The organism is Streptomyces sp. NBC_01116 (genome assembly GCF_041435495.1).
In the GTDB taxonomy this organism is placed as follows: Bacteria; Actinomycetota; Actinomycetes; order Streptomycetales; family Streptomycetaceae; genus Streptomyces.
This window is the reverse complement of record NZ_CP108644.1, coordinates 5,613,736-5,631,677: the sequence shown is the minus strand read 5'-3', so window position 1 is coordinate 5,631,677 and position 17,942 is coordinate 5,613,736. Positions and strand designations below refer to the sequence as shown.

Below are 17,942 nucleotides of genomic sequence, written 5' to 3'. Positions count from 1 at the left end.
CCGCAGGAGGTCAGGGGAAGGCGTGCGGGTCGTAGGGCGGCGACAGCTTGCCGGAGGGGGTTCCGACGAGTGCCGCCTCCAGCCGCGGCAGCCCGGCCACCCGTTGCTGGGCCTGGCCGAAGCACATGGGAACGATGCCCGGCACCACGGCCTTGGCGGCGGCCAGGCCCAGGTCGGCGTGGTCCCGCGTGGTGGAGTCCACCAGGACGATCCGGTCCAGTCCGGCTCCGGCGTAGCTGCCCCGGACGTAGTCCAGCGCACCGCGCACATCGCCCCCGGCCACGTGCTCCAGCCGGTCGGGCCAGCCCGCGAACGCCTCCGACAGGCTCATCCTCGGCCCGCCGAGAACACGCGTGACCCGCTCCTTCATCTCGGGCAGCGCGTAGAGCCGCAGATGGTCGTCCATCTCGTCCACCAGCCAGGGGTCGGCCAGCATCGGTTCGGCCTCGGAGCGTTCCCAGGTCATGCGTTCGGTCGCCATCTGGACCACCTCCCACAGCGCCCCGCGGACCGCGGAGACCGGGTCGATGCCGGAGCCCGCTGCGGAGAACGTGGCGGGGAACGGAGCCCGCGTGTTGACCGCCATCGCCCAGACCACCGGGACGTCGATGTCCTGGGTGGCGCGCAGCAGATGGACCCGGAAGCCGCGCGAGGCGGCCGTCGCCAGCAGCCCCCGGGTGACCGGATCGGTGATCGAGGAGTGGGTGATCTCCGGCAGCGGAAGGGCCCGGTGGAAGCTGATCAGGAAGGCGTCGCGCTCGGCGAGTTCCAGCAGCGAGTACAGCGCCGCCTCCTCCAGGCAGGAGCCGACCGCGCAGCCGCTGGAGGACTCCTGGTACAGGTGCCGGCGCGGCGCGGCACCGTGCCGGCGTGCCGCCCGCTGGTCCCGTCCGTAGCGGTAGTCGTACTGGAAGAAGGCGAGTTCGGCGGGGACGAGCCGGGGCCGGCCGTCCGCCAGGTCGTGTCCCCAGGCCCAGGCCATCGGCGTCTCGTCCGTCACCCGCTCGATCCGCGCGGTGGGACGCGCCGCCTGCTCCTCGGTGTACTCGCCGAACGCGGCGGGCCGCACGGCCACCTCCGCCCCGCCCGGGGTGCGGACGAGTTCGGCGTACGAGACCCCCTCGACCAGCGGCGCCTGGTGCGGGAAGCCCGACAGCCGCTCGTACACCTCCAGGATGGCGATCGGGTCCGCCTTGGCGAAGGTCGTCTCGCGGGCGTAGCCGAGGGCCACCGCGTCGGGCTGGAGGGCCATGCTCATGGCGAAGGGGGCCAGCAGCTCGCGCTGCTGCGCGAGGACCGGTCCGAAGCGCGGGTCCACCAGGCGTGAGCGCAGCGCTCCGGGCCGCACCAGTCCGGCCCCGGCCGCGGCCCGGCCCGGATTGTCCGCGGCGGCGGGGCGGGGCCGCAGGGCCAGGGGCTCCGGCGGCCTCCCCACCGGTCGTTCGGGAATCTCCGGCGCGCAGAGCGGACAGGCGAAGTGGCGGGGTATGCGGTGCGTCCGCGTCCCCCGCGCCCCCACCGCGTACACCTCACCGGGCGCCAGCGGGCGGACGGCCAGCCGTGCCAGGGCCGCGCGGGTCAGTTCGGGGAGGAACGGGCGGCGCGGGGCGATCCGGGCCGTGGGCCGGGTCAGGTCGTCGGTCAGGGGGTGGTCGATCACCAGCCGGGACCGCAGCTCGGCGCAGCCCGCGCAGCCGGAGTCCGTCCCGGGCACCCAGCGGGGGCCGACCAGCACCTCGTCGCCGTAGACGCGGACGGACAGGTGCTCACGTCCGTCGGCGGACCGCAGTTGCTCGCGTTCCCAGTCCAGGTCCCAGCCGAGCGTGGCGCCGACGGTGCCGTCCCCGCAGGCGCCGAGCGGCTCCAGCACGGCACGCCAGTCGGCGCCCGGGGCGTCGGACAGGGCGGGTGCGCAGGCCACGGTGGTGCGGGTCTCAGCCATGGGCCGTCTCCTCGGTGGTCTCCGCCCCGGCCCGTGTGCCCTGCGGCTCCGCGTCGAGGGGAACGGCCCGGACCGCGCCCGACCACAGGGGCGACGCACCGGTCACCGGGTCCGGCCGGCGCGGGGTGCCCTCGTAGCGGAGTCCGGCGGCGGCGGCCGTGTCCGCGACCTGCTTGCGCAGCGCGGCCTGCGCCGAGGCGTCGGCGAACAGCAGGGCGTCCGTGTGCACGCCTTCGGCCGGGGAGCCCGCGCCGGGCACCCCGTGGGCCTGGTGCCGGGCGAGCGCGGTGGCCAGCGCGCGGTGCACCGCCTCCGTGTCGTCACGGCCCCAGCTCAGCCCGGTCCACGGCCGCGGGCCACCGGAGGTCCGTACCTCCGCCAGCGTCCAGTCCAGCCCCGGGTGGCGCAGCAGCGTCACCGCCGGGTCCGGCATGCCCTCTTCCTCCAGCATGCGCAGGAGCGGCGCCGAACGCGCCTCGGCGCCGACGGTCCTGGTCGCGTACGGCACGGCCGCGTCGGCCATCAGCCGCAGCGCGCCGTCCAGCAGCCAGTGCTCCTCGGTGAGACCCGCGGCGGCGCCCGGGGCCGGGCAGTCCGCGCGGAGGGCGGCGAGGGCGACGGCGACCGTCGCCGTCCGCTGGTCCTCGGCCCAGGCGACCACCGGGTCGCCGCCGGCGTCACGGCCGGCCGTCTCCCGCAGGGCCAGCGGCATCTGGGGCAGTTCCTCGCCGCCCAGCAGCGCGAAGGGTCCGGTCCAGCGTGCGGTGAGCGTGGTCACCGCCTCGACGGCCTCGTCGGGGGTGGGCGGCGGTACGGGTTCGGTGCCGGCGGCGGGCGCGGCGGTCAGGAAGCGCCGCTCGGCGGTCGTGCCGGCGGCGGCGCCGGGGTCCGTGAGGCTCACGCGGTCCGCCGTCAGCTCCTCACCGTGGAGGACCTGCGCCTCGCCGGGCTGTGCGACGCCCGCGAGGGTGTCGAACAGCAACTGCCCCGCGAGCGCCCCGGCCAGGACCGCGGCCGTGGGGTGCGGGACGGCGGAGGCGGCTTCGGCCGCGGCCCAGCGTGCGGCCCGGCGGACGAGCGCGGCCGAGGCCGGGAGCGACGCGCCACCGGGGGCGGCGGGCCCGACGGACGCGACGAGACCGTCCCAGCGGACCGGGACCAGCGGCGCCCCCTCGGGCAGCAGGGCGGTCAGCGCCTGTCGGGTCACGCCGCCGTCCGCGCCGGGGCAGTAGAGGGCGGCGCCCGGCGGCACGGGCAGGTCCCGCGGGTCCGGAAGCGGCGCGGAGCCACTGAGCGGCAGCAGCCGCAGGCCCAGCCGGGAGGCGGTGGCAGCGACGGCGTCCGGGTCCGGGGTGGCCAGCGTGAGACCGGTGATCCCGGCCCGGTGCAGTCCGCGGGCGGCCGGCAGCACGACGTCGGCCGGGCCGCAGAGCAGCACCTCGGTGGCGCGCAGCCGCTGGAACACGGCGTACGGGTCGGCGCACTCCGATTCCAGGTGCGCCAGCGCCTCCGGGTAGCGGGCCCGGATCTCGGCCGACGGCTCGGGCACGGTCAGCGCGTCCACGTCGAGCATGAGGCCGCGGGCCCGCAGCTCGTCGACGATCCGGCGGACGACGGGCCGGGCCCGCTCGCTGCCCAGCGCGGTGACCAACTCGTCCTCGGTGGTTCCCGCTTCCAGCAGCGGCACGCAGATGTCGGCGACCCGGTAGAGCAGTTGGGGGCCGCTGATCACGAACTGGGTTCCGGGGCCGTTGAAGTAGACCCCTTCCGAGACCGGCGCATAGTGGAGATGGGGGCGCGCGCGTAGCGTCATCGGGTCTTTCCTCCGTACTGGAAGGGGCCGCCGGGAGCGCGGCCGATGTCGACGATCCACTCCAGGGCGTGCGGGCTGTCCGCCACCCGGGGAAGCGCCTCCTCCACGTAGGCCGCGTCGCCCCGCTCCCGCATCCGGGGGAGCACGCGCACGCTGAGTGCACTGGCCAGATCGACGTACTGGGGCTTCTTCTTCCTGCCCTCGCCGGCGGACCGGCCCTCTCCGGCGGCCCGGCCCCCGTCGGCGGCCCAGCCCTCCCCCGCGGCCCGGTCCTCACCGGTGCCGTCACCGGGCGGCGGCTTGAGGACGACCTCCTCGGGCACGCCGTGCCGGTTACGCCACCGGGCGAGCGCCAGCAGCCGGTCGTGCTCGGCGGGCCCGGCGGCCACCGCCTCGTCCAGCTCCCGGCCCCCGTACCAGCGGCGGCGGGCCAGCACGGCCGAGCCGACCCGGAAGCGCGGGCAGGCCCGGGTGCGGTCGCCGTCCCACTTCTGTTCGTCGTGGTGGATCGCCACGAAGGGTTCGCGCAGCACGCCGCCGGAGTACAGCCAGTTGGCCACCCGGAGCGGTGCCGGAAGCCTCTCCGGGTGCCCGGTGCCGAGCGAGAGCACGTGCAGCGGGCGGCCGTCGGGGTCGAGGATGCCGAGCGCGTCCGTGTCCGGGTCGTGGCGCAGCCGCAGCCGGAACCAGTCGTCCGGCCCCAGCCGGTCCGGGAGCACCGGCGGGTGCGCGTTCACGTTGAGCCGGTGCAGCCCGGGGTCCTCCGCCAGCCGCCCGTCCTGCCCGGCGTGGCGGGCGCGCAGTTGCTCGCGGAAGTGGGGCAGGGCGCGCCCGCCGAGGGCGCGGTCGGGTCCGAGGAACCTGCCGTAGAGCATGCCGTGGCCCGCGTAGGCCTCGTTGAACAGGAGCTGCCGCTGCCACGTCTGGGTCAGCACGCCGTAGCGGAGGTCGCCGGTCCGGAAGCGGTCCGGCAGGCCCGTGGTCAGGTCGAGGGCCTGGGACGCGGTCCAGTCGACGGACTCGCCGGTGGCCGTCGCCCGGTCGATCGCGGCGATCGCGGTGTCGACGATGTTCTCCCGCAGCGCGTACAGCCGGTCCAGCGAGCGGTCGGCGGGGCCCAGTTCGCCGGGGGGCGCGTTCTCGGGAATCCGGTAGGCCCGCCGGTAGGTCTCGGCGCTCAGGTAGTCCGCGTGGTCGCTGAGCCGGATCTCGGCGCCGGCGCCGAACCGCTCGACGAAGACGGCGGACAGCAGCGCCCGGATGTCGTGCATCCAGTCGAAGACGGACAGCAGGGCCACCCCGGCGGCGAGGTCGTCGAGCTGGCTCCGCCAGTCGGCGGTGGACACCCGGACCCCCTCCAGCAGGGCGTCCTCCTCGATGAGGATCTGTGCCGGCCGCCCCGCCTCGCGGCTCAGCCCGGCCAGCGTCCCGCGCAGCCGCCGCAGTGCCTCGGGCCGTTCGTCGGCGGAGTCGTCGGCGAGTCCGCGCAGGCCGGCGCCGGTCTGCTCCAGCAGGCTCCGGGCGGTGTCCGTGACGGTCCGGCCGGTGGGGTCGAGCAGTTCGGGGAAGTCGGCCGCGCCGTCCTCCGGCCGGCTGCGGGTGCACAGGATGCCCGCGCCCACCGCACGCTCCAGGGCCTGCCAGGCGCGTTCGGCGCCGCAGCCGCTGCGGTCGGCGAAGTCCGCGGCGACGTCGGCGGCGCGGCGTGGGCCGACGGCGACGGCGGCCACCAGCAGCCCGACCGCGCCGGAGACCTTGGCCGACAGGCGGCGCACCCCGCCGTCGGGTCCGGGCCGCAGGAAGTACAGGAGGTTGCCGTCGGGCGACAGTTCGGAGGTGGGCGGCAGGTGGAGCAGGAGATCGGGGGTGAGTTCGCCGTCCGAGGTGTGCAGCCCGCCCAGCACGTAGTCGAGCATGACGCGGTCCAGTCCCTGGAAGGGCACCACCCGCCCGAACTCCGGGGCGTCCGGACCCGGTCCGTCCGGCACGGGGACGGCCAGCCCGATGGCGGTGAAGCGGGCCATCGGACTGGTGCGGACCATGGCCCGGGTGACGTACTGGACCAGCCCGCGCTCGGACTTGCGCAGCCGGGTGGGGACGGGCTCGGTGGCGGCGACGGCCGCCACGTACCGTTCCGCGCCGGCCGCCGCCTCGGGAGCCACCAGCGTCATCGAGTGCCGCAGGCTCTCGTCGCCCAGCAGTCCGGCCAGCGTCCCGCGCTCGGCGTCCACCGCGTGCGGGTAGCGGCCGACCACGTCGGCGGCGAGCGCCTCCCGCCGCTGCCGGGCCTCCCACCAGCGGTTGACCAGGGGGTGGTCGACGAGCAGCGCCGACCGGGGGGCGGTGTCGTTGTGGATGGCGCGGCGCAACGCGATGAGCTGCCCGCGCGCGTCCCGGTCGGTGGTGGCGCCGATCAGTTCGTAGAGCGCGTCGGAGCACCGGTCGGCCAGTTCGCGCACCTCTGTCGTGGCCCCGTCCAGCGTGCGGAGCGCTGCCAGGAGCCCGGGGTCAGCGAGCCTGCTGCGGCGCAGCGGGTTGAGGCGCAGCATCCACAGGGGTTCCCCGGTGTCGCTCATTCCGCCGCCCCGGCGGTGGCCTGCGCCATCTCCTGCCGTGTCTGCTCCAGCCTGTCCTGCCAGGAGGAGCCGAGGACGTCGTCCACCAGTTCGGCGACGGCGAAGCAGAAGTAGTAGCGGTGCATGGGCGGTACGCCCAGCAGCGGCAGCTGCTGGTAGAAGAGGTTGACGAGCAGCCGGTAGGAGGCGAACCACTGCGGCGGCGCGGCGATGACGCCGGACTCCTCCATCGTGCGGTGGAAGGCGCTGGGCTCGGTGCTCACGCGGCCGTCCCCGCCGGGCGGGCCCATGGTGTCCAGGTCGAAACCGGCGCCGAGGCCGTCGACGTCGTCCAGGGTCAGCCTTCCCTGGGCGACCGTGGCGTCGAAGGCGCCCATGGAATAGGCGAAGGCACGGGCCCAGGCCGCCGTCCCGTGGTCGGGCGTACCGGCGATGGCCCGCTCCACGACGGGCCGCAGGCGGGGGGCGTCGGTGGCCAGCCGCTGGGCGAAGGCGGGGCGGGGGTCCTTGCGGGCGGCGGCCCAGGCGAAGAACGCCTCGGCGTGCGAACGCATCGAGAACGCCCCGTTCCCGGCCCCGTGCTGGTGCGCCGCGGCCAGCGCGGCGAACGCCTCCATGACCCGTACCGGCGCCTCGCGCGGCTCCCCGGCCAGCCGCTCGACCGTCCGGGTCAGCGGCCGGTCCAGCTGGTCCAGGGCCAGTTCCCGCAGGTCCTGGAGCGGCTGCGGCCAGGTCTCGACCGACGCGGGGCTCAGTGCCTCGGTGGCACCGTGCTCACGCATCGGCAGATAGGGCGGTGCGACGCCTTCCAACCGGCCCGTCTCACGGGCCTGGGCGAGATAGGTCTCCTCGTCCGTCACGGCCTGGCCCTCGGTGGAACCGGCGTCGAGGGCGGCGGCGATCCCCGCCCAGTCGAGCGGCGGACGCCCGGGCACGCTCCGGGCGACGATGTCGATGTGCGGACCGTGCAGCCAGCCGCGTCGCAGGTGGAGGAGGGCGGCCCGGTTGTCCTCGCGGAGGCGTCGGCTGACCGGCAGTACGCTCCGCGCCAGCCAGCGAGGCGTGATGGGCACCCGGGAGTACAGGCGTACGCCCGCCGCCTCGGACATGTCCGGACCGGCGGCTGCTGTGTCTGTGATCACGCTGCGTACCCGTTCATGATCGGAAGGCGGTGCGGGAGATGGCGGCCGTCTGACGTGGTGCGACGTAGTCCGGCAGGGCTCACAATGCCGCCGCGCCGGGCCGCGGACAACGAGCAGTGGACGGAACCTGACATCTGTCATGTGCCTCCGAACCGTCCGTCGTGGCGCGGTCCGCGCACGGTGGACGGCCGGAGGCCCGCCGAACCGGCCGCGGCGGGCTGCTCCGGCGCCCGCCGGGCCGGGCCGCCGGATGATAGAACCTTGGCTCCCGCAGACAGCTCGCCGAGCTCTCCCCGCGATGGACGGAGCATCAGGATGGTCACGACGCAGCACCCTTCGACGGTGTACAGCACGGAACACGCCGAGATCTACGACTTCATCCACGCGGCCCGGGGCCGGGACTGGTCGGCCGAGGCGGACGTCATCACCCGGCTGATCCGGGAGCGTTCCCCCGAAGCGGGTTCGCTGCTCGACGTCGCCTGCGGCACCGGCGCGCATCTGGAGCGGTTCGCCGAGCACTTCGGCACGGTGGCCGGCGTCGAGCTCTCCCCCGAGATGCGCAGGACCGCCACGAACAGGGTCCCGGCGGCCCGCGTGCACGAGGGGGACATGCGGCGGTTCGAGCTCGGCCGGACCTTCGACGCGGTGCTCTGCATGTGCTTCTCCCTGGGGTACATGAGCACCGTCGAGGAGCTGCGTCGGAGTGTGGCGGTCCTGGTACGTCATCTGGCGCCCGGCGGAGTGCTCGTCGCCGAACCCTGGTGGTTTCCCGAGCAGTTCATCGACGGGTTCATATCGGCCTCCCTCGCCCAGGAAGAGGGCCGGGCCATCAGCCGGCTGTCGCACTCGGTCCGGGACGGAAGCGTCAGCCGGATGACGGTGCGCTATACCGTCGCGGAAACCACCGGTATCCGTGAATTCACCGAATACGAAACGTACTCGCTGTTCACCCGGGAGGAATACCTGGACGCCTTCGGGCAGGCGGGGTGCGAGGTGGAGTTCCTGCCCGACTGGCCGAACGGCAGGGGGCTGTTCATCGCGGTCCGCGCATGAGGGAGACCACCCGGCGCGGTGACGGGGAACCGGGGAAACCGGATCCGCGTGACGGGGAACCGGGAAAACCCCGTCCCCCGGGGCGCCCTGACAGATCCGCGCCGCGACAGCAAGGCACCGAGGCAGGTTCCTGATATGTGTCACAGCCCCCATCGCTTCGATCCCGCGGGCCCCGGACGTGGGCTAGCTTTCCGCGGAGAATGCCGACGGCCCTTCCCGGGGCCGTCGGCGGATCGACCGCATATTCCGGGGAGAGACCATGAGCGAGCCGTCGGACCGGATCGCCGGAGTCGGCGCGCGTGCCGACAGCGGTGTGGAGGTCTTCGAGCGTCACTACGCCGGTGAGCCGGGCGCCGGCTGGGAGATCCAGCGGCCCCAGACGGTCCTCGTACGCCTCGCCGAGGAGGGCGCGCTCCGCGGCCGGGTGCTCGACGTCGGCTGCGGCAGCGGCGACAACGCCCTGCTGGCCGCCGAACACGGCCTGGAGACGACGGGGGTGGACGCCGCGCCCAGCGCGATCACCCTCGCCACCCGCAAGGCGCGCGAACGCGGCCTGGAGGCACGCTTCCTGGAGTGGGACGCCCTGGACCTCGCAGCGCTCGGCGAGCAGTTCGACACGCTCATCGACGTCGGGCTCTTCCACTGCTTCGCTCCCGAGGACCGGCCCCGCCTCGCCCGCAGCATGGCCTCCGTCGTGCCGGCCGGCGGACGCTGCTTCCTGATGTGCTTCAGCGACCGGCAGCCGGGCGACTGGGGTCCGCGACGCGTTCCCGAGCAGGCCGTCCGGGAGAGTTTCACCGGCGCCGGGTGGCGCGTGGACACGCTCGAAGCAGCCGAACTCGACGTCGCCTTCCGCCCTGGGGTCGCCCAGGCCTGGTTCGCCGCCATGACCCGCCTCTGAGCGGGTCGGAGAGAAGACGACCATGCGCGTCCTGTTCTGCACCTGGCCCGCCGCGGCCCATCTCTACCCCAGCGTGCCGATGGCCCGGGCCCTGCACGACGCGGGTCACGAGGTGCGGGTCATCTCCCACCCGTCGCTGCTGGACACGATCGACGCGACGGGCCTCACGGGGGTGTCGCTCGGCGACGAGCGGACCCTGCCGCAACCGCTGGGCGCCGGCCGCCCCATCGCCCCGGACACGTACGCCGACCTGGTCCGCCTCACCAAGTCCCTCGAACTGGACGGCTATGACCGGTACGTGTGGACCTACTACCGGGACTACATGCTGCCGGCCGTACGCGACTTCCAGCCGGAGGGCGCTCCGGCCGGCGCACCCCAGCACGCCCTCGACGCGCTGGTCGGCTTCTGCCGTTCCTGGCGGCCCGACCTGGTCCTGTGGGACCCCACGATGCCGGCCGCCGGGGTGGCCGCGCGGGTGTCCGGCGCGGCCCACGCCCGCATCCTGTGGGGCCCGGACCTGTGCGGCTGGGCGCACGAGCAGTACACCCGGTGCGCGAAGCTCTCCGACGACGCGCTCCTGCCCGAGGAGCCGATGGTCTCGTCGGTCCGGCCGATGGCCGAGCGCTACGGGCTCCCCCTGACCGACGACCTGCTGTTCGGGCAGTGGACGGTCGACCCGGTGCTGGAGCGGATGCGCCTGCCCACCGCGGTGCGCACCGTGTCGATGCGCTGGGAGGCGTACGCCGGCCCGGCCGTGCTGCCCGGGTGGCTGAAGGAACCGCCCGCACGCCCGCGGGTGGCCATCACCCTCGGTTCCTCGATCCGGGCCTGGGGACGGGACAGCGCCCTGCTCGTCAACCGGGTACTGGAGATGGTGGACGGCCTGGACATCGAGGCCGTCGCCACGCTGGACGCCTCCCAGCTCGCGGTGGCCGACCGGATACCCGACAACGTCCGTACCGTCGACTACATCCCGCTGACGGAGCTGCTGCCGACCTGTTCGGCGGTGATCCACCACGGCGGCCACGGATCGTTCGGGGCCGCCCTGGTCAACCGGATCCCGCAGTTCGTCGTGATGGACCCCGGCTACCCCATGGAAGCGCCGCTCACGGGCCGCTTCCTCTCCCGGAGCGGAGTGGGAACGGGGGTCCGCGTCGACCGGCACACCGGCGCCGAACTGCGTGCGGGGCTGTCCCGGCTGCTGACCGCGCCGTCCTTCCGCGACGCGGCGGCGGAGCTGTACACGGACCTGCTGACCGCTCCGGAGCCGAGCGCGATCGTCCCCGTCCTGGAGCGCCTCACCCGCCACCACCGGAGCCGGGACTGAACCCGCCACCTTCCCACCGTCCCCACCCGCGCCAGGGAGCCACCGCGTGATCAACGTCTTCCAGCCGAGCCTGGGCGAGGCGGAACTCCTCGCCCTGTCCGAGGTCTTCGCTTCGAACTGGCTGGGCCACGGACCCCGCACCCAGGAGTTCGAAGCACGCTTCGCGGACCACATCGGAGTCGAAGCGGACCGGATGCTCTTCCTCAACTCCGGTACGGCCGGGCTCTTCCTCGCCACCGAGCTGCTCGACCTGGGCCCCGGCGACGAGGTGGTCCTGCCGTCCGTGAGCTTCGTGGCCGCCGCCAACGCCATCGCCGCGACCGGCGCGCGCCCCGTCTTCTGCGACGTCGACCCCCACGGTCTCCACCCGACCGTGGAGCACGTCGAGCGCGCTCTGACACCCCGGACCAGGGCCGTCATCGTGCTGCACTACGGCGGCTACCCCGGGGAGGTCGCGGGGATCGCGGCCCTGTGCCGGCGGCGGGGGATCCCTCTCGTCGAGGACGCGGCCTGCGCCGTGGCCTCCACGGTCGACGGCAGGGCGTGCGGCACCTTCGGCGACCTCGCCCTGTGGAGCTTCGACGCGATGAAGGTGCTGGTGACCGGCGACGGCGGCATGCTGTACGTCCGCGACCAGCGGCTCGCGCGCCGCGCCCGGGTCCTCGCCTACCACGGTCTGGAGCAGGCCAGCGGCTTCGCCCACGCGAAGGTGTCCCAGCGGTGGTGGGAACTCGACGTACGGAGCTTCGGCCGCCGGGTCATAGGCAATGACCTGACCGCCGCGCTCGGCACGGTGCAGCTCGGCCGGCTGCCCGCCAACGTCGCCCGGCGGCGCGAGGTGGCGGCCGCCTACGACCGCCTGCTCGCGGACACCCCGGGCGTACGCCTGCCGCCCCCGCTGCCCGAGGGGCACCTCTCCTCGCACTACTTCTACTGGATCCAGATGGATCCGCTCATCCGTGACCGGGTCGCGGCCACGCTGCTGGCCCAGGACATCTACACCACCTTCAAATACCCTCCGCTGCACCGGGTGCCGGCGTACGGCGCCCACCCCACCGACCTTCCGGGCACCGACCTGGCCACCGACAGCACACTCCTGCTCCCCCTCCACCAGGCCCTGACCGACGCGGAGATCCGGACGGTGGCCCACGCGCTGTGCGAAGCCGTCACCCATCACCTGGCCCTGGCCGGGGCCTGACGCACGCCGACGGGAACCACCGAGGGAGGCGCCCGCCTGTGGGCATCGACGAGACAGCCGTTCCAGGTGCGTACGCGCACGCGCCCGGCCGGGCGGCGCGCCCCCCGTGCGCCCCGGCCCGTACCACTCCACGGGAGGAACGCCCATGAAGGCGCTGATACTCGCCGGAGGTCTCGGGACGCGGCTGCGGCCGTTCACCGAGACCATGCCCAAACAGCTGATCCCCATCGCCAACCAGCCCGTTCTCGAACACGTCCTGGTCAACCTCCGCGCGCTGGGCGTACGGGAGATCTGCGTGGTCGTCGGCGCCTGGGGGCCCGACATCGCGGCACGGATCGGCGACGGATCGCGGTTCGGCGCCCGGATCACCTACCTCACGCAAGCCCGGCCGCTGGGTCTGGCGCACTGTGTGGCCATCGCCCGTCCGTTCCTCGGCGACGACGACTTCGTGATGTACCTCGGCGACAACGTCGTGCAGGACGGCATCGCGGGGCCGGCCGAGGAGTTCCGGGCCCGCCGCTCCGCCGCGCACCTGGTGGTGGCCAGGGTTCCCGACCCCCGTGCCTTCGGGGTGGCCGAGCTGGACACCGGTGGCCGGGTCCGACGGCTGGTGGAGAAGCCGCGCCTGCCGCTCAGCGACCTGGCGCTCATCGGCGTCTACTTCTTCCGCCCCGCCATCCACCGGGCGGTCGCCGCGATCGGCCCGAGCGCACGCGGCGAGCTGGAGATCACCGACGCCGTCCAGTGGCTCGTCGACCGGGGGTCCGCGGTCACGGCCGGCGAATACACCGGCTACTGGAAGGACACCGGACGCGTGGAGGACGTGCTGGACTGCAACCGGCGCCTGCTGGACACCCTGGAGAGGGGCGTCCACGGAACGGCCGACGCCGCCAGCCGCCTGACCGGACCGGTGCACATCGCCCCGGGCGCCACCGTGCTGCGCTCCGTCATCACCGGGCCGGTGATCGTCGGCCCCGGCTCCCGCGTCGAGGACTGCCGCATCGGACCGGGCACATCGATCGGCAGCGACTGCGTCCTGCGCGGCACCGAGCTGGAGAACTCCATCGTGATGGACGGGGCGTGGGTGACGGAACGGACCGGCGCGAGCGACCTGCTCATCGGCCGCTCGGTGCGGATCGGCTCCGGATCGCCCCCGGTGCCACGGCCCACGGACCTGACCACGGAACTGCCCACGGAGCTGGCGGCGAACGGCGCGCGTACAGGAGGAGCCCGATGAGGATTCTGGTCACCGGCGGGGCCGGGTTCGTCGGCTCGCACTACGTCCGGACGATGCTGGCGCAGGGGTACCCGGGCTACGAGCGGGCCGACGTCACCGTGCTGGACAAGCTGAGCTACGCGGGCAACGCCGCGAACATTCCGGTCGGTCACCCCCGGCTGCGCCTCGTCCGGGGCGACATCTGCGACGCGCCGCTGCTGAACGACCTGCTGCCCGGCCACGACGCCGTGGTGCACTTCGCGGCCGAGTCGCACGTCGACAGGTCCCTGGACGCACCCGCCGTCTTCACCCGGACGAACGTGGTGGGCACCCAGACCCTGCTGGACGCCTGCCTGGCCGCAGGGGTGGAGCGGGTGGTGCACATCTCCACGGACGAGGTGTACGGGAGCATCGACGAGGGCTCCTGGCACGAGGAGTCGCCGCTGCTGCCCAACTCCCCCTACGCGGCGTCGAAGGCGGCGGCGGACCTGACCGTGCGCGCCTACTGGCGGACCTTCGGGCTGGACGTGTCGATCACGCGCTGCTCCAACACGTACGGCCCGTACCAGCACCCGGAGAAGGCCATCCCGCGCTTCACCACCAACCTCCTGGAGGGCGAGCCGATCCCGCTGTACGGCTCCGGGCGGAACGTACGCGACTGGATCCACGTGGACGACCACGCGCGGGCCGTCCAGCTCGTGCTGACCAAGGGCGTCGCCGGCGGCATCTACCACGTGGGCGGCGGCCACGAGCTGACCAACATCGAGCTGGCGGAGCAGCTGGCCGTCCTGTGCGGCGCGGACCGGTCGATGATCCGGCATGTGACCGACCGCAAGGGACACGACCTGCGCTACTCGCTGGACGGGTCCAAGGCCCGTGACGAGCTGGGGTTCACGCCACGGGTCGGCTTCGGAGAAGGGCTGGCCGCCACCGTCGACTGGTACCGGGAGAACACGGCGTGGTGGAAGGCAGCGAAGGACCAGGCAGCGCAGACGGAGGACCGGTCGTGAACGACGAGCACAGGATACGGGTCCTGGAAGAGGCCCGGAAGCACCACCAGAGCGTGCGTGATTCCGGGGAGTTCGTACCGGGGACCACGGAGATCTGGCCGTCCGGCGCGGTCCTGGACGAGGACGACCGCGCGGCACTGGTGGAGGCGGCCCTGGATCTGCGGATCGCGGCCGGGCCGCTCTCCAAGCGCTTCGAGTCGAACTTCGCCCGCCTGCTGAAGCGCCGCAAGGCCCATCTGACGAACTCCGGTTCGTCCGCGAACCTGCTGGCGCTCACCGCCTACACCTCCCCCCTCCTGGGCGAGCGGCGGCTGCTGCCCGGTGACGAGGTCATCACGGTCGCCGCCGGATTCCCCACCACGGTGAACCCGATCCTGCAGAACGGCCTGGTGCCGGTCTTCGTCGACATCGAGCTCGGCACCTACAACACCACCGCCGACCGGGTCGCCGCGGCCATCGGGCCCAGGACCCGCGGCATCATGATCGCGCACGCCCTGGGCAACCCGTTCGAGGTGGCGGAGATCGCCCAGCTCGCCGCGGACCACGGCCTGGTCTTCGTCGAGGACAACTGCGACGCGGTCGGCACCACCTACCGGGGGCAGCTGACCGGGACGTTCGGTGACGTCAGCACCGTGAGCTTCTACCCCGCGCACCATCTGACGATGGGCGAGGGCGGCATCGTGACGACCTCGGACCTCAAGGTCGCGCGGATCGTCGAGTCACTGCGGGACTGGGGGCGGGACTGCTGGTGCGAACCGGGGCACAGCGACACCTGCCTGAAGCGCTTCGACCACCAGCTCGGCGCGTTGCCCGCCGGCTACGACCACAAGTACATCTTCTCCCACGTCGGCTACAACCTGAAGTCGACGGACCTGCAGGCGGCGCTCGGCCTGTCGCAGCTGCGGAAGCTGGACGGGTTCATCGCGGCGCGCCGCCACAACTGGCGGCGGATGCGTGAAGGCCTGGACGGCGTACGCCACCTCCTGCTGCCGGAGGCGACGGCCGGCAGCGACCCGAGCTGGTTCGGGTTCGTGATGACGGTCGGTCCCGATGCCCCGTTCACCTGCGGGGAGCTGACCGGTTTCCTGGAGAGGCGGAAGATCGGTACGCGCCGCATGTTCGCGGGCAACCTCACCCGGCAGCCCGCCTACCTCCACCAGCCCCACCGCGTCGTGGGCGAGCTGACCAACAGTGACATCGTCACGGAGCGGACCTTCTGGACCGGTGTCTACCCGGGCCTCACCGACGAGATGACCGACTACGTCATCGCCTCGGTACGGGAGTTCGTGGCGGGCCGCCGGTGAGGCTCGACAGCTCCCGGCCGCAGGACACGGAGGCCGGACCGGACGGGCTGGAGGGGTTGGGCGGGCTGGAGGCCAGGATCGCCCGCTCCGTGGCCGCCACCGACCCGGCGACCGGCGCCCGGAGCACGACGGCCGAGATCGTCGCGTGGCTGACGGAACGCCGCCGCGACCACGGCACACGGATCCGGCGCATCCCGTTCGCGGAGCTGGACGGCTGGTCGTTCCAGGACGACACCGGGAACCTGGTGCACCGCAGCGGCCGCTTCTTCACCGTCGAGGGCCTGCGCGTGCACGACGCGGACCGGGCACGGGCCCCGTGGCAGCAACCGGTGATGATGCAGCCGGAGGTGGGCGTACTCGGCCTCCTCGCCCGGGAGTTCGAGGGCGTACTGCACTTCCTGGCCCAGGCCAAGATGGAACCGGGCAACCGGGACCTGCTCCAGCTGTCACCGACCGTGCAGGCCACCCGGAGCAACTACCAGCGGGTGCACGGGGGCTCCGGCGTGCGGTTCCTGGAGTTCTTCACCGATCCGGGCCGTGCCCGGACGCTGACCGACACGCTCCAGTCCGAACACGGCGAGTGGTTCCTGTACAAGTCGAACCGCAACATCGTGGTGGAGACGGCCGAGGAGGTCGCCGAGGACCCCGCCGCCGAACCGGACTTCCGCTGGCTGACCCTCGGCCAGATCGGCGAGCTCCTCCGGCTGGACAACGTGGTCAACATGGACACCAGGACCGTACTGGCCTGCCTGCCGACCCCCGCAGGGCCCCGGCCGGCCCGGCACACCGACGCCGAGGTGTCATCCTGGCTCGGTGCCGCCCGCGCCCGCTCCCGGCTCCGGGCCGAACCCGTACCGCTCGCCCGGGTGCGGGGCTGGCTCCGGGACGAACAGGCGGTCCGCCGCCCGGACGACCGCCACTTCCGCGTGGTCGCGGTCGCGGTCGAGGCGGACGGCCGGGAGGTGGGCAGCTGGACCCAGCCCCTGTTCGAACCGTGCGGCCCCGGAGTCAGCGCGTTCCTCTTCCGCCACTTCGACGGCGTGCCGCATCTCCTGGTCCACGCCCGTGCGGAGGCGGGGCTGTCGCGGACCGTCGAGGTGGGCCCGACCGTGTGCTCCCCATCCGACGACCGCGGTCACCATGCGGCGTACGCGGAGTTCGTCCGTGCGGCCGAAGGTTCACGCGTCCGCTACGCGACGGTGCTCTCCGAGGAGGGCGGGCGGTTCCTGTACGCCGAGAACCGCTGCCTCCTCGTGTCGCTGGACGGCGTCGACGACAGCGACCTGCTCAGCCCGCCGCCGGACTACCTCTGGATCACGCCGGGCCAGCTGGGCGCCCTGACGGGCCGGGGCCATCAGGTCACCGTCCAGGCCCGTACGCTGCTGGCCGTGCTCAACTCCGGTGCGGTGAGGCTGTCATGAGCCGACCGGTACGGATCGCGGTGCTCGGCACGGCGGAGTTCGCCCGGCGGCGCATGCTGCCCGCCTTCCGAGCCTCCGCCGACGTCACCGTGGTCACCGTGGCGAGCAGGGACCCGGCCAGGGCGGCAGAGCTGGCCCGGGAGTACGGCTGCCGGGCCGCCGACGACTACGCCGAGCCGCTGGCCGATGCCGACGTGGACGCGGTCTATCTGCCGCTGCCCGCGTCGATGCACGCCGAGTGGGCCGGTGCGGCGCTGCGGGCGGGCAAGCACGTGCTCGTGGAGAAGCCCGCCGCGATGAGCGGGGCGGACGCCGCCGAACTCTGCGCGCTGGCCCGCTCACGAGGCCTGGCCCTGGTGGAGAACGTCCTGTTCCTCCACCACTCCCAGCACCGGGCGGTCATGCGGCACGTCGCCGACGGGGCGATCGGACGGCTCCAGGCCTTCGACGCCGCGTTCACCGTGCCGCGCCGGCCGGCCTCCGACATCCGCTACGACCCGGCCCTGGGCGGCGGGGCCCTGTGGGACCTCGGCGTGTATCCGCTCCGCGCGGCACTCGGCCTGCTGGGACCGGACCCGCGCCCGAGGCTGGTGGGCGCCACCGCCAGGCGGGATCCGGCGGACAGGGTGGACACGGCGGGTACGGCGCTGCTGGACGGCGGAGACGGACTCGCCCTCCAGCTCAGCTACGGCCTCGACCACACCTACCGCAGTACGTACACGCTCTGGGGCAGCACGGGCCGGCTCACGGTCGACCGGGCGTTCACCCCACCCGCCGACCACGAGCCGGTGCTCCGGCTGGAACGGGCAGGGGTGACGGCCCGGCTCTCCCTGCCCGCGGACGACCAGGCGGGCAACGCCGTCACGGCCTTCGCCCGCGCGGTCCGCACCCGCGCCCGTCCGGCACCGGAGATCCTGCGCCAGGCCGAACTGCTGGAGGCGATCAGCCTCGCCGGCACGGCGGTCCACCGCACGGCGCCACCTGTGCGCGACAGCCGCACTTCCCCGGCGGACCTCGCCGGATGATGATCCCGCTGGAG

The 17,942-nt window shown here is 73.7% G+C and carries 13 protein-coding genes; 9 read left to right on the top strand and 4 right to left on the bottom strand.

The window, feature by feature from the left end:
• Positions 1–10: 10 nt before the first annotated feature.
• From OG245_RS24880 to OG245_RS24865, 4 genes are read right to left on the bottom strand one after another with little or no spacing between them, the layout of a single operon-like run.
• Positions 11–1,942, bottom strand: a complete 1,932-nt coding sequence (locus OG245_RS24880) for a TOMM precursor leader peptide-binding protein (RefSeq protein WP_371625661.1) — start codon at positions 1,940–1,942, stop codon at positions 11–13.
• Positions 1,935–3,755: a hypothetical protein gene (locus OG245_RS24875; RefSeq protein WP_371625660.1), complete on the bottom strand. Its 1,821-nt coding sequence runs from the start codon at positions 3,753–3,755 to the stop codon at positions 1,935–1,937. Before OG245_RS24875 ends, OG245_RS24880 begins: the two co-directional genes overlap by 8 nt.
• Entirely contained in the window at positions 3,752–6,331 is a 2,580-nt protein-coding gene (locus tag OG245_RS24870) for a hypothetical protein (RefSeq protein ID WP_371625659.1), read from the bottom strand. Before OG245_RS24870 ends, OG245_RS24875 begins: the two co-directional genes overlap by 4 nt.
• Entirely contained in the window at positions 6,328–7,473 is a 1,146-nt protein-coding gene (locus OG245_RS24865) for a hypothetical protein (protein ID WP_371625658.1), read from the bottom strand. Before OG245_RS24865 ends, OG245_RS24870 begins: the two co-directional genes overlap by 4 nt.
• 342 nt (positions 7,474–7,815) lie before the next feature.
• Between OG245_RS24865 and OG245_RS24860 the strand changes: the two genes are divergently transcribed.
• The 9 genes from OG245_RS24860 (at position 7,816) to OG245_RS24820 (ending at position 17,928) form a co-directional block, all read left to right on the top strand.
• Positions 7,816–8,526, top strand: a complete 711-nt coding sequence (locus tag OG245_RS24860; protein WP_371625657.1) for a trans-aconitate 2-methyltransferase — start codon at positions 7,816–7,818, stop codon at positions 8,524–8,526.
• Positions 8,527–8,785: 259 nt separating this feature from the next.
• Entirely contained in the window at positions 8,786–9,427 is a 642-nt protein-coding gene (locus tag OG245_RS24855) for a class I SAM-dependent methyltransferase (protein ID WP_371625656.1), read from the top strand.
• 22 nt (positions 9,428–9,449) lie between these two features.
• Entirely contained in the window at positions 9,450–10,754 is a 1,305-nt protein-coding gene (locus tag OG245_RS24850) for a nucleotide disphospho-sugar-binding domain-containing protein (RefSeq protein WP_371625655.1), read from the top strand.
• 46 nt (positions 10,755–10,800) lie between these two features.
• Positions 10,801–11,952, top strand: a complete 1,152-nt coding sequence (locus OG245_RS24845; protein WP_371625654.1) for a DegT/DnrJ/EryC1/StrS family aminotransferase — start codon at positions 10,801–10,803, stop codon at positions 11,950–11,952.
• Between the two features lie 145 nt (positions 11,953–12,097).
• Positions 12,098–13,189, top strand: coding sequence for a glucose-1-phosphate thymidylyltransferase (locus OG245_RS24840; protein ID WP_371625653.1), 1,092 nt, complete (start codon positions 12,098–12,100; stop codon positions 13,187–13,189).
• The gene (gene rfbB, locus OG245_RS24835) at positions 13,186–14,178 is read left to right on the top strand and encodes a dTDP-glucose 4,6-dehydratase (RefSeq protein ID WP_371625652.1); all 993 of its coding nucleotides are present in this window, start codon (positions 13,186–13,188) and stop codon (positions 14,176–14,178) included. Before OG245_RS24840 ends, rfbB begins: the two co-directional genes overlap by 4 nt.
• Complete coding sequence (rfbH, locus tag OG245_RS24830; RefSeq protein WP_371625651.1) at positions 14,175–15,482, top strand: lipopolysaccharide biosynthesis protein RfbH; 1,308 nt, start codon at positions 14,175–14,177, stop codon at positions 15,480–15,482. The genes rfbB and rfbH overlap by 4 nt, the downstream gene beginning before the upstream one ends.
• Positions 15,479–16,903, top strand: a complete 1,425-nt coding sequence (locus OG245_RS24825; RefSeq protein ID WP_371625650.1) for an NDP-hexose 2,3-dehydratase family protein — start codon at positions 15,479–15,481, stop codon at positions 16,901–16,903. Before rfbH ends, OG245_RS24825 begins: the two co-directional genes overlap by 4 nt.
• Positions 16,900–17,928 (top strand): Gfo/Idh/MocA family protein, encoded by a 1,029-nt coding sequence (locus tag OG245_RS24820; protein WP_371625649.1) that lies wholly within the window; start codon positions 16,900–16,902, stop codon positions 17,926–17,928. The genes OG245_RS24825 and OG245_RS24820 overlap by 4 nt, the downstream gene beginning before the upstream one ends.
• Positions 17,929–17,942 lie beyond the last annotated feature (14 nt).

Coding starts and splice junctions, on each gene's coding strand:
- OG245_RS24880 (WP_371625661.1), bottom strand. CDS start 1,942: ATGGCTGAGACCCGCACCACCGTGGCCTGCGCACCCGCCCTGTCCGAC.
- OG245_RS24875 (WP_371625660.1), bottom strand. CDS start 3,755: ATGACGCTACGCGCGCGCCCCCATCTCCACTATGCGCCGGTCTCGGAA.
- OG245_RS24870 (WP_371625659.1), bottom strand. CDS start 6,331: ATGAGCGACACCGGGGAACCCCTGTGGATGCTGCGCCTCAACCCGCTG.
- OG245_RS24855 (WP_371625656.1), top strand. CDS start 8,786: ATGAGCGAGCCGTCGGACCGGATCGCCGGAGTCGGCGCGCGTGCCGAC.
- OG245_RS24850 (WP_371625655.1), top strand. CDS start 9,450: ATGCGCGTCCTGTTCTGCACCTGGCCCGCCGCGGCCCATCTCTACCCC.
- OG245_RS24840 (WP_371625653.1), top strand. CDS start 12,098: ATGAAGGCGCTGATACTCGCCGGAGGTCTCGGGACGCGGCTGCGGCCG.
- rfbB (WP_371625652.1), top strand. CDS start 13,186: ATGAGGATTCTGGTCACCGGCGGGGCCGGGTTCGTCGGCTCGCACTAC.
- OG245_RS24820 (WP_371625649.1), top strand. CDS start 16,900: ATGAGCCGACCGGTACGGATCGCGGTGCTCGGCACGGCGGAGTTCGCC.